Here is an 11,153-nt window from a genome sequence, read left to right on the forward strand (position 1 = left end):
TCCAGGACGCATCGCCGGGTGGATCGGTTTCCGCTGTGCCATCAGCGCGCGGGTGTCATCGCCCCCGCCCAGCGGGCGGCGCGGTGGCACCGGCTGCCTTCGGCGAGGGCCGTAGCGCCGCCCCGGCCAGTGTGCGGGGGCGATGTCGGCGACGCCGGTCGGTCGACGGTGGCCACCGTGCCACCGCCGTCTCACGCTCTCCCTCGGCTGTCACCGCGTGGCCGGGCACCGCGGCCGGCCCGCCTGTCTCATGCCGAGGTTCGGTGCCCGTGTATCGCCGGAGACAGCGGGCCGCCTTCGGAACGCTCGGTCTTGGACCCCTTGGCGCGGGGCTGAAGGGTCCGGGGGTCGACGGCTTCGGCGGGTGCGCTCTTGGTGTACAGGCCGTCGGGCTGGCTGTCGCGATCGTGGGGCAGCAGCCAGAAGACGCGGCGACGGAAGGTACCCGAGGCACGCGAAGGCTTGGCGGTCGGGCCGAGAACGGCGTAGCCGACCATGCGACCGTCGCGGTGGTAGGCGGGCCGCCCCTTCCGCGTGGGCAGCCGGTCCAGGCTCTGGCGGACGTAGTCCAGGGCGGTGATGTCCTCCAGCCACACGAGCTCGGTCTCGTGGCTGATCTCGTCCTCGGTGATCAGGGAGCTCATCGGCCGGCCTCCCCTTCCTCGTCGGTGAGCAGTCCGATGCCCGGGTAGTGCTTGCGCTGGTTGGACAGGATCATCTCCTTCGGCGAGGCCAGTCCGACGAGTTCCCGGGTACGGGCGGCGAACGCGCGTGAGGACATGGCCGGAGCTCCCTCATTCTGGCACCAGGCCTTGTAGGCGGCGTAGAGGGTGGTCTGCTCGGCACGCAGTTCCGGGGCGAGGCGGCAGCACTCTTCGTAGAAGCGGCCGGTGTGGTCCTCGGTTTCCGCGTAGGCGGTGGTGGCGATGCGGACGCGTTCGGGGCCGGTGAGGTCGCGGTCGCCGCCGAGGTAGCGGCGGGCGCCGTCGATGAGCCAGCCGAGGATGCCGGGGCCCTCTTCGGTGACGAGGATGTCCGCCAGGTTGTCGATCTTGAGGTGGTCGGGGACGACACGCTCGAACGGGAGCAGGCGCATGCGGCGCCAGAACGCGAAGCCGCCGGTCCCGACTTCGGGGCGGTGGTTGCCCAGCAGCCACAGCTTGTGGGTGGGTGTGAAGCTGAAGAAGTCCTGCCGCATGCGGCGGGCCTTGATGCGGTCGCCGCCGGTGAGCAGTTTGACGCGGGCCTCGTCGAACTTGTCGCCGGGTTTGACCTCGGAGCAGACGATGACGCGGCGGCCGTGGAGCTCGGCGAGGTCGGTGGGGTGGCCCTCGTACGGCTTGGCCATGAGGAAGCCGGGCGGCGCCGCGTCGGCGTAGTCGCCGAGCAGTTTCATCAGCACGTCGAGCAGGACGGACTTGCCGTTCTTGCCGGAGCCGAACAGGAAGGGCAGGACCTGGCCGCCGACGTCGCCGGTGATGGAGTAGCCGAGCAGCAGTTGCAGGTAGGAGATCATCTCCCGTCCTCCGGCGTCGTCGCCGAAGGTGTCGGTGAGGAAGCGTTCCCAGCGGGGGGTGGACGTGGGCTTGGGGCCGACGGTGGTGGAGCGGGAGTGGAAGTCCTTGTTCGGGTCGGGGGTCCGGGCCAGTCCGGTGCGCAGGTCGACGATGCCGTCCGGGGTGCACAGGGCGTAGGGGTCCGCGTCCAGGCGGGCGGCGTTGAGGACCATGCCGGGGGCGGACTTGGCCTGGGTGAGCATGGCGTTGATGCCGGTGGTGGACAGGGCGCGGCGGCGGTGTTTGTGCAGGGCGCTGGTGGTGAACACGCCGCGGGGGTCGTGGGTGGCGATGTTCTCGGCGAGGTCGCCGGCCGCCCACAGCACGGTGTCGTCCTCGTCGAGCTGCCAGCGGGTGGCGTCCCACCGGTACCAGCCGATGCCGGGCACGTGCCGGTAGTCGTTGGCGTAGAGCTTGACGAACAGCTTGGCGTTGCCGCGGTCGGTGAGGGTGTCGGGCAGCAGGCCGTTCGCGGTGGCCTCGCCGGTCGTGGTCCGCTCGGGGGGCGCCTGCGGGGGCAACGATACGGAGCCGCCCTGCGCGCGGATCTGCGCGGCGACGGCTTCGGGGTCGAACTCGAACAGGGTGCCGGGTTCGGCGGAGGACGAGGTCACGGGCGCCTCCCGCTCGCGTAGAGGGGGTGCTTGAGGCCGGCGGCGAGTCCGCTTCGGATGATCTGCGCGGCCCGGCGGTCCTGGCCCGGACGGGCGGCGGCCGCGGCTTCCTTGAGTGCCTGCTCGGCCTCTGCCTGGGGCAGGCGGCCTGCGGCGACGAGCCCGCCGAGGGTGTAGGCGGCGCGGTTGAGCGCGTCGGAGAAGCCGGCGCCCTCGGCGAGCCGGCCGCATGCCTCCACGGGCGCCAGGACGGCCGCGAGCATATGCTCAGTGCGGTCACGGCCGCCGCCGGCGGCGAGGACGGCCTGCTGGGCGCGGGGCGGGACCGGCCGCGGGGCCGGGACGGTCCGGGCGGGGAGGTGGCCGGTCCGCTCGAGTTCCTGGGCGAGCCACATGGGCAGGGGGGCGGGCCGGCGGGTTTCGCCGAGAGGGGTGTAAGTGCCGCTGTGGGTGGTGGTGCCGGGAGCGATGATGTAACTGCCGTGGGCCCGGATGTCGACCTGCCAGGCCAGGGCACGGCCGGTGCCGGAACCGACGGAGGACAGCCAGCGGCGGCCGTCGGTGACCCGGTACCAGACGTGCCGTCCCCCGGAGGGGGTTCGGACCCGCAGGGTGGTCTCGTCGTCCGCGGGGCTGGGCCGGCCGCGCAGCGCGGCCAGGACGGCCAGGGTGTGGAACCCGTTGGCCAGGCCGGTGAGGTCGACGTCGTCACCGATCGGGATGCCGGGCAGGATCCGGTCGCGGGCGGGAGGCTCGGCGTCGTGGGCGTCGATGTCGATGACGACCAGCCCGGCCGGGCCGCAGGAGACGCCGATGCCGAACTGCGGGTGGGTGCCCCACCACTGCTGGATGCGGTCTTGGTCGAGGGTGGCGGCATGGAAGCCGTGGCACCAGCGGCCGGCCGGCAGACAGGGGCAGTCGGCGGGCGGGTGCGGGCGGGTGCGGCAGTCGCCGCAGTTCGCGGCCGGTGTCTTGCGGCCCGCAGCGAGCGGGTGGACGGGCCAGCCCTGGCGGGCGCACCAGCGGGCGATCGGCAGGGCGGACTCAGCGACTGAAGACGCCGGGGCCGGATGCCGTGAGTCGCTGCCAGAAAAGCGCAGGTCAGCAGGCATGTGCACCCCCTATCAGCGACTGAAGCGACTCAACGATGGACACAGCCTAGCGAACAGTTACCGCCGAGCCGCGGAGCACATGCGGAACAGGCGTCACACCGCGTCGATCAGGTGACCAGGGGAGAAGCGCAGCGACTGAACGCGCGGGCAGCGACTGAACGCCCTTCAGTCGCTGCTTGCTGCGTCCGGACATCAGCGCAGGTCAGCGCACCAGCAGAGACCCAGACAGCGACTGAAGCGACTGAAGGCTTCTATATATGACGCACACGCACGCGCACGAATGGCCTCATATATCCGAAGCTTCGGTCGCTTCAGTCGCTGACCGCGCGACAAACCGCCTCTGACCTGTGCTTTTTTGTTCTGCCGAGAGCGACTCAACGGGTCTTCAGTCGCTGGATCTCGGTCGCTGCTCCCTCCCAGCACGCCGCCCCAGCACCCCACCGGGGCCACCCAAGCGACTGAAGCGACCGACCGGCCCGCACTCCCCCGCGCACACCGCCTCTCGCAGGTGGCCGTAGCGGCTGGACCACTCCGGCGGCACCGGCTGGACCTCACCCAGGTAGGCCCAAGCCGTGTGCCGGGACCGGGGCTCGGGCCGTGGACCACCGTCAAGGAGAGTGCGAACCCAGGCTTCGACGGCGCGATGGATGCCCGGGGGCCGGACAGGACGATGACCAGGGCTCGGTTCACGTCGCTGGTGATCCAGCGGCTCCAGCCGCGGGCTTCTCCCAGGACCCGAGCGGCCTGCCGGGCCCGGACCAGCCAGGTTCTGGCCAGGTCGGCGTGGAGTTCCCGGTCGGACCGGCGGAAGTCCCGAGTGGCAGTGAACAGCGTCAGTCGCGTGGACGTCGTGAGCACGCGATGCGGTTCGGGAAGCGGCGGCGTCTTCCGGACGCGCCGCCCGCCTTGCCGACCCTGGGCCCGCCGTTCTTGGGCCGTTGGAGGTTCGCGAAGAACGGCTGCTGGCAGGTCACCTGTCGCAGCTACGGCTCGATCACGGACGCCCTGCCGCTCGCCTTGCTCGCCCAGGTCGCCTGAGCCCGGCAGAGGCGACAGTATCTGTGCTTGTCATCGACGGGGACCTGCCGCCGGCAGCCGACGCACTCGCCGACGGCGTGCGGTAGGCCGTAGGTGTGGCAGCCGCGGCAGAACCGGTCCGTGTAACGGGAAGGCAACAAACCCCGCACGCCGTTCCTGGCCGACACAGCGCTGCGCCAGGCTTGAAACGCAGAAGGGCCGACTGTCACGCCCGACCGGGCAGTTGCCTCATCGTTGGGAAGCAACCCCGGCTCACGCAGCGTGGCCCCACCTCTCAAGGAGATATCGCATCGTGCCCACCATCAGGAAGACCGCCCGGAGTCTGTTCGCCGTAGCGTTACTGGCCGCAGGCTTCAGCGTTGCAACTCCGGCGAATGCCGCGCCCGCCATGAATCAGACACCTTGCACTAGTGACGACTTATTGCACATATGGGGCCATTATAGTCGTCCGCTCATTGTCGGCCCTTCCGGGCCCTTCGAATTCTGCGCCGCCAACGCGGGAACCATGGGACTCGGAGCTGGCGCCTGGGTGGACAAGATCTCCACTGGGAACAACGACATCCAGATGAACGACGCCAACGGCGCTACCGTCAGGATCAGTCGCTGGAACATCGTGACCTACCCCAACCAGCCACCGAACATCACATCTATTCAGATCTTCTGAGCTGCCGGCATGTTCAGCGGCGGCGCGCTCGGAATCATCGCCTGGCGCCGGACCAGCGCGGGGCGCACCCCGTACTGGAACGTCGGCGCGCAACCGCGGCCCGAGGCGCGCGGCCGGGGCATCGGCACCGCCGCGCAGCGCCTCCTCGTCGACTACCTGTTCGCGCACTCTCCCGTCGTACGGCTCGAAGCGGACACCGAGACTGGGGCAACGTCGCCGAGCAACGATCCCTGGAGAAGGCCGGGTTCACCCGCGAAGGCGTGATGCGTGCCATGGAGTTCCGCGACGGGCAGTGGCGGTACGCGGTGATACGAGGAGATACCGCGCGGCCGGACACAGCCGAAGGGCCGGAGCCCGGCCGCGCGTGACCGCCTCCGCCCGGTCCCTGACGCCCGGGCGGGTTCTCGTCGTGCCTCAGGGCCGGGCGGCGCGTTGCCAGGCGCGCGGATGAAGCCCACCCCTGATCCGCTACAGAGAGATCCGCCCTGCGCCCCTCCCCCGCCGTCTGCCGGAGATGGCCGGCGTGTCCGAGACGAGCGTGACGGCCCGCCACCGCTCCACCGCATCGCGAACGGGTCCGCGGCAACCCCGGCCTGATGGGAATCGCGGCCGAGCATCTGCACGCGGCCGAGCATCTGCACGCGGCCGAGCATCTGCACGCGGCCGAGCATCTGCACGCGGTCGCCGACGCGTGCGTGCGCCGCGCGGTCGCCGACGCGTGCGTGCGCCGCGGCCGCCTGCTCGCCCGCCCCGCAAGCCCGAGGACGATCGCGACACGACCATCACCGCGGCCGAGGATCTGGCCCGGCTCAGCGCCACTCCCCCGCATCTGGCCAGAGCCCGCGCCCTGCTCGCCACGCGCCCCGGCCCCCGCCTGTCCCGCGTCACCGAAGGCACCGAAGGCACCGACCTCGACAGCCCGGTAGGCCTCGTGAAACGCCACTACCAGCACCGGCGGGTCGCCGCGCTGCTCGCCCCCGTCGGCAATCCGCACACCCTCCGCGCCGCGGTCACCTCATCTAGTGCTGTGACCGCATAGGTTCGCCGGGTCGGGTTGGCCGGTTGTGGCGGTGGATGCGGGGTGACGTCCGATCTGACCACTGGAGGCGCGGTGGCCGAGCCCGTCCGTGTGCGCAGACTGACCGACCCCGAAGGGCAGAGGCTGTAGCAGATCGTGCGCCGGGGCAGCACCACCTCGGTGCGCTACCGGCGCGCGATGATGTTGCTGGCCTCGGCCGGCGGGAACAGGCGCCGGTGATCGCCCAGTCGGTGCAGGCCGACGAGGAGACAGTCCGGGACGTTATTCACCGGTTCAACGAGATCGGCCTCGCCTGCCTGGACCCTCGGTGGGCGGGAGACCGTCCCCGCCTGCTCAGCCGTGACGACGAGGACTTCGCCGTCCAGACGGCCTCCACCCGCCACCAAGCCGGGCCGGCCTCTCGCCCGCTGGTCGTAGCGCAAGCTCGTTGCCTACCGGCGGAAAGTCCACGGCCGGGTGATCCGCACCGGCCGTGAGGCGTTACGGGGCCTGCTCGCCCGTCGCGGTGTCACCTTCCAGCGCGCCAGGACATGGAAGGAATCCCCCAGGCTCATGCTGGGCTGGCCGGCGCAACGCCAACGCCCGCCACCGCGACGTCCCGGCCCCCGAACGCCGTGAACGCGCCCGCGTCCGCAGTGAGAAGGGCGTCCACTGGGTGGGCGACAACCCCGCCCAGACGGCGCGAGCGTCCTCAGGGCGCTTGCTCCCCAGGGCACCATACGTACCGGATGTCCGGCTCGCGTTCCTCGTTGCGGTGTCCATCGGTGGACTCGGCAGCGACGAAGCCGTGCCGCTCGTAGAAGCGTCGCGCCGACTCGTTGACCTGGAATGTCCACAGTGCCAGCCCGGCCGGGCGACGCTGCTTCGCCAGGTGCACGAGGCGGCCGCCGATGCCCTGACCCTGCCAGGCCGGATCGAGATAGAGCTGACCCAGGTCTTCACCGTCCAGCACCATCATCCCGACCACCGACCCATCGACCGTCGCCACCCATGTCTCCTGGCGCGGCACGACCACCTCCCGGAACCAGGACCGGACCTGGCCATCCGTATGCGCCCGGCGCACACCCGGAAGCGCCGCCGCGAAGGAACGCAGCCACACGTCAGCCACCGCAGCCGCGTCGGAGGTGACCGCGCGTCGGACGACGAAGTTGTTGATCTCCACAGCGACGCATGCTCGCAGACACACGGTGCCACTGCATCCGACTTCTACTTCTCCCCGACGCCTGTAGGTAGTCGGCTTCGGTGCCCTGAAGGGCGATGACGTCCGCTCCGGAGCGTTCATCTTGCTCGGGCACAGCCATATTCCCCGGCCTCCGCCCTCCTGGCCGGAGGTGTGGCTGGGCCGCTGTCAGGGGGGCGGTGATTACGGCGTAATCACCGGGCTGAGCGTGTGAACCCTCAGCCACTTGGGCTAACTAACGCGTCAATGTCCTGAACGATCATGAACGTTAGTATGGTTACCCCCATGAGTTCGCCAGCCTCCTCTAGCGACCGCGAGAAGGTCGTCTCCAAGCTGCCGGCATGGCTCCGGCAGAACCTCAAAATCAGGGCCGCTCAGCACGGCATCGAGATCCAAGCCGCCGTCGAACAGGGCATCAGGGACTGGTGCGGCCTCGCTTCCGCCACCGCCACCATCGACACCGCAGGCGCAGACCCCTTCTCCACCTTCCTCCCCACAGGCCAGTGGGAAGAGTTCAGGCAGATCGCCGCCGACCGTCGCGTTTCCCTCATTCAGGGCCTCGCTCAGGCTGTCCAGCTGTGGCTCGACACCAACCCGGCCCCAGAAATCGAACGCCCGGCAGTGACCCGCCGCTTCATCGTCTGCAACCAGAAGGGCGGAGTCGGTAAGACCGCCATCACCGCCGGACTGGGCGAGGCGCTGGCGGAGGACCCGGGCAGGCTCCACCCTGTCCGCGTCGCCAAGGCACTCACCAGGGCTGTGCGTGCCAGCGAAACGCACGCGGATAGCGGCGCCCAGGAGCACGACCCGCTCGAGGTCGAGAACCTGCCCGGGCCTGGGCTACGAGTGCTGCTCGTCGACTTCGACCCGCAGTGCCACCTCACCAACCAGCTCGGTGCCACTCCCCTGCCGATGAACGGCGACAGCCTCACCAACCACATGGCAGGCGACCCGAAGGGCGACCTCCGCGACCTCATCGTCTCCGTCGACGACGAGACCTTCGACGGCAGGCTCCACCTCCTGCCCGCGTGCAATGACGCGTTCCTGCTCGATGTGCGGCTGTCTGCGGTGCGGGCCCGGGAAGCCGCGCTGGAGAGGGCTCTCGCCCCGCTCGAGAGTGATTACGACGTAATCATCGTCGACTGCCCGCCCAGCCTCGGCCTCAGCATGGACGCCGCCGTCTATTACGGACGGCGTCGTGACGGGGAGGGCCCCGGCCAGTCCGGCGCCCTGATCGTCGTGCAGGCCGAGGACAGCTCCGCGGACGCCTACGACCTCCTGACCACACAGATCGACGACCTGCGCACCGACCTCCAAGTCGACATCGACTACCTCGGCATCGTCGTCAACCTTTACGACTCCCGCCGCGGCTACATCGCCACGTCTTCCCTCCAAGGCTGGGTCGACATAAAGGACCCACGCGTTGTCGGGCTGATCGGAGACCTCAAGGAACAGAAGGAAGCCGTCCGAGTGAAGCGACCTCTGCTGTCGTACGCGCCCAAGTCACAGCAGGCAGTCGGTATGCGGGCGCTCGCCAGGGAGGTGCTGTGAGCAAGGCAGATCGGCTTGGCGCCGGCCGTTTCGGCGGGGGAGTGCGGCCTGTGAGCGCTCGCCGTCAGGCCGTGGCCGCCGCCACCGGCGTCCCCACCGAGGGCATCGCCCCTCCCACAGAGTTGCCGCCGCACCGGATCAGCCTCAACCCGGACAACCCCCGCTCGAGCCTCGGAGACCTGACGGACCTCGCGGGCAGTCTGAAGACGCACGGCCAGAAGCAGGCGATCACGGTGATGAACCGTGACGCCTACGTCAAGGCCAACCCGCAACGAGAAGCCGACCTCGAGCCGGATACCACCCACGTCGTCATCGATGGCAGTAGCCGACTCGCGGCCGCACGCGAAGCCGGCCTCGGCACCGTCAAGGTAATGGTCAGTGACGACCAGGGCACCACATCCGAGGAACTCCTCGAATCCGCGCTGGTTGCCAACATCCACCGCCAAGACCTGGAAGAGCTCGACGAAGCCCGGGCCCTTCAGCGGCTGTTGGCCATCCACGGCAGCCAACGAGCCCTGGCTAAGCGGCTTCACCGCTCACAGGGCTGGGTGTCTCAACGCCTTGCCTTGCTCAACCTCACACCCGAACTTCAGGCCCGCATCGGTGAGGAACCCATCGACCTGCTGCGTGCCGTCGGCAACAGGCCGCAGGAGGACCAAGAAAGCGCTCTGGAGGAGCTGAAGGCGGAGCGAGCCCGCAAGGAAGCGGAGAAGCAGGCGGCCAAGTCGGGCAAGCGGGCTGACACGGCGGTCACACCGAGGACCGCGAGCGACAGCAGCGGTGATTACGACGTAATCAGTGACAAGCCACAGCACCCCGGCACCACGGACGGAGCGGACCAGCACCAGGCGCGTCAGCGGAAGGAAGGCGTTCCCGAGCCACGCACCGTCTCTCGGGTAACGGGCACCAGCGAGAACACCGCTGATGAGGTGCAGAAAGTCCGCAAGGTGCCGTATGACCAGCCCGGCGCCCTGGCATTGCTCCTGGATCGCAAGGTCGAGTCCGACGATGCCTTCTTCGACCTGCTTCAGTTCTTGGGCATGAAGGGGTTGCAGCGGGATCCAGCGAGGCTTCGGGAGCTGGCCCTATCCCTCGCGGAACAGGCAGCCCACGCTCCGGCGAATTGACCCGCACTCCGCACCCCAGCGAATAGGCCGCCCGCCGCCTCGCCGTCATCTGAGCCGGTCCGCCAGCCGACGCGATGGGGATGCCCGGGCCGCCGCCACGGCCCCGCGTCCCGGCCTGCCGGGACGCGGGGCCGTCACTTTGCGGGCGAGCTCCCACGGACAGAAGGAGGCCAATTCCAGGGTCGAAGCTGAAGCGGAACCGGCTGCCGCGGTCTGCGCCCGCCGTGCCGGGCGGCAACCAGGCCGGCCGGTCAGACCTGCTCGTGGCCCATATGCAAAGGACCCTCGCGGCCCTTCCGACCGCGCAAGCATGTCTCACAACCGCTCACGCGCCGGTAACTCCGTCGATCTGTTCGCGGATCAGATCGGCATGACCGTTGTGACGCGCGTATTCCTCGATCATGTGCACCATGATCCAACGCAGGGATACCCCCTCATCGCCGGCGTGCCCCGCTTCCTGTTCGGACAGGTGGCCGAAGTCGTCCAGCGATGCGTCAGCGATCAGCTCACGGCCTTGAGCGACCTCCGCTTCCCAGGCAGCCATCGCCTCGTCGAGTCCTCGTTCCGGGTGAAGGGCGAAGCCGTCGGCATTGCTCTCCCCGAAGACCGGTGACACCTTCCGACCCGCGAACACACGCTGGAACCAGTTCCGCTCCACCTCGGCCATGTGCTGAACGAGACCGAGAAGCGTCATCGTCGAGGGGGATGCCGCAGCAAGCCGTAACTGTCCCTCTTCGAGACCCGAGCACTTCAGCGCGAGGGTCGCACGGTGAAAGTCCAGCCATGCTTCCAGCATGGTGCGTTCGTCGGCACTGCCGGGCGGGATGGGGCGTCCATCTGGAGTCCTGTGCATGAGCTCCACCCTGACGGCGGCGGCCGCGGCCTACGGGTGTCTTCGCTGACGACGAACACGCGTCGCGGCGTCGACGTCCGTGCGAGGTCCGTTGCGTCACGGAAGGCGATGTGCCAGGCGTCAGAAGGTGGAACCCCGCACCAGCTGGACTGCCGCCACCAGAAGATCACCGTCGGGGCCGTCTGGTGCGACCCCAGGCTTGTCAGCGGTCGCCTGACGAAAGCGCCAGGGTGCGGGGGAGGGACTCAAGGCCCTGTAAGGCTTCTTGTCCGTGGTGAACACGGCCCTGCCCGTGCGAACGCTCGCTTCGCGTGCGGCGCCGTCATGCGGTGCGGGCAGTGGACAGCACCAGCGGTGCCGAGACTCGGGTGGTGGCTGCCGTGACGGTTCACAAGAAGAACGTGGCTGGGCCGAGTGGG

Annotated in this window: 10 protein-coding genes and 1 pseudogene; 6 read left to right on the forward strand and 5 right to left on the reverse strand. The window is 69.5% G+C overall.

Translation table 11 applies throughout. The annotated features are described in order from the left end of the window. Positions 1–248: 248 nt before the first annotated feature. Genes AB0L74_RS28630 through AB0L74_RS28640 form a run of 3 tightly spaced genes read right to left on the reverse strand, consistent with a single transcriptional unit; the run spans position 249 to position 3,282 of the window. Entirely contained in the window at positions 249–644 is a 396-nt protein-coding gene (locus AB0L74_RS28630; protein WP_365658457.1) for a DUF6009 family protein, read from the reverse strand. Then, entirely contained in the window at positions 641–2,170 is a 1,530-nt protein-coding gene (locus tag AB0L74_RS28635) for a phage/plasmid primase, P4 family (protein WP_365658460.1), read from the reverse strand. The genes AB0L74_RS28630 and AB0L74_RS28635 overlap by 4 nt, the downstream gene beginning before the upstream one ends. Then, positions 2,167–3,282: a bifunctional DNA primase/polymerase gene (locus AB0L74_RS28640; RefSeq protein WP_365658463.1), complete on the reverse strand. Its 1,116-nt coding sequence runs from the start codon at positions 3,280–3,282 to the stop codon at positions 2,167–2,169. The genes AB0L74_RS28635 and AB0L74_RS28640 overlap by 4 nt, the downstream gene beginning before the upstream one ends. 1,330 nt (positions 3,283–4,612) lie before the next feature. On the opposite strand from AB0L74_RS28640, the gene AB0L74_RS28645 reads away from it, so the two are divergent. The 4 genes and pseudogenes from AB0L74_RS28645 to AB0L74_RS28660 form a co-directional block, all read left to right on the forward strand. After that, positions 4,613–4,984: a beta/gamma crystallin domain-containing protein gene (locus AB0L74_RS28645; protein ID WP_365658466.1), complete on the forward strand. Its 372-nt coding sequence runs from the start codon at positions 4,613–4,615 to the stop codon at positions 4,982–4,984. Between the two features lie 9 nt (positions 4,985–4,993). After that, a complete protein-coding gene (locus AB0L74_RS28650; RefSeq protein WP_365658469.1) occupies positions 4,994–5,248 on the forward strand; it encodes a GNAT family protein in 255 nt (84 codons plus the stop codon). A 454-nt stretch (positions 5,249–5,702) separates the two neighbouring features. Next, positions 5,703–6,023, forward strand: a complete 321-nt coding sequence (locus AB0L74_RS28655) for a hypothetical protein (RefSeq protein WP_365658472.1) — start codon at positions 5,703–5,705, stop codon at positions 6,021–6,023. A gap of 132 nt (positions 6,024–6,155) precedes the next feature. Then, a pseudogene (locus tag AB0L74_RS28660) lies at positions 6,156–6,569 on the forward strand (helix-turn-helix domain-containing protein); the annotation flags it as partial. A 145-nt stretch (positions 6,570–6,714) separates the two neighbouring features. On the opposite strand, the gene AB0L74_RS28665 reads toward AB0L74_RS28660, so the two are convergent. Further along, on the reverse strand, positions 6,715–7,185 hold the full coding sequence (locus AB0L74_RS28665) for a GNAT family N-acetyltransferase (RefSeq protein ID WP_365658475.1): 471 nt from the start codon (positions 7,183–7,185) through the stop codon (positions 6,715–6,717). A gap of 303 nt (positions 7,186–7,488) precedes the next feature. Here AB0L74_RS28665 and AB0L74_RS28670 point away from each other — a divergent pair, with 303 nt between their 5' ends. Both AB0L74_RS28670 and AB0L74_RS28675 read left to right on the forward strand, forming a co-directional pair. Further along, entirely contained in the window at positions 7,489–8,754 is a 1,266-nt protein-coding gene (locus AB0L74_RS28670) for a ParA family protein (protein WP_365658478.1), read from the forward strand. Beyond that, positions 8,751–9,881: a ParB/RepB/Spo0J family partition protein gene (locus AB0L74_RS28675; RefSeq protein ID WP_365658481.1), complete on the forward strand. Its 1,131-nt coding sequence runs from the start codon at positions 8,751–8,753 to the stop codon at positions 9,879–9,881. The genes AB0L74_RS28670 and AB0L74_RS28675 overlap by 4 nt, the downstream gene beginning before the upstream one ends. Positions 9,882–10,206: 325 nt before the next feature. Here the strand turns inward: AB0L74_RS28675 and AB0L74_RS28680 are convergent, their stop codons facing one another. Next, the gene (locus tag AB0L74_RS28680; protein ID WP_365658484.1) at positions 10,207–10,734 is read right to left on the reverse strand and encodes a DinB family protein; all 528 of its coding nucleotides are present in this window, start codon (positions 10,732–10,734) and stop codon (positions 10,207–10,209) included. Between the last annotated feature and the right edge of the window lie 419 nt (positions 10,735–11,153).

This window comes from Streptomyces sp. NPDC052020, from assembly GCF_040680575.1.
Lineage (GTDB): Bacteria > Actinomycetota > Actinomycetes > Streptomycetales > Streptomycetaceae > Streptomyces.

What these genes read in the sequence shown, in the direction of transcription:
- AB0L74_RS28650 (WP_365658469.1), top strand. Translation starts at nt 4,994, where the DNA reads ATGTTCAGCGGCGGCGCGCTCGGAATCATCGCCTGGCGCCGGACCAGC.
- AB0L74_RS28640 (WP_365658463.1), bottom strand. Translation starts at nt 3,282, where the DNA reads ATGCCTGCTGACCTGCGCTTTTCTGGCAGCGACTCACGGCATCCGGCC.
- AB0L74_RS28670 (WP_365658478.1), top strand. Translation starts at nt 7,489, where the DNA reads ATGAGTTCGCCAGCCTCCTCTAGCGACCGCGAGAAGGTCGTCTCCAAG.
- AB0L74_RS28630 (WP_365658457.1), bottom strand. Translation starts at nt 644, where the DNA reads ATGAGCTCCCTGATCACCGAGGACGAGATCAGCCACGAGACCGAGCTC.
- AB0L74_RS28680 (WP_365658484.1), bottom strand. Translation starts at nt 10,734, where the DNA reads ATGCACAGGACTCCAGATGGACGCCCCATCCCGCCCGGCAGTGCCGAC.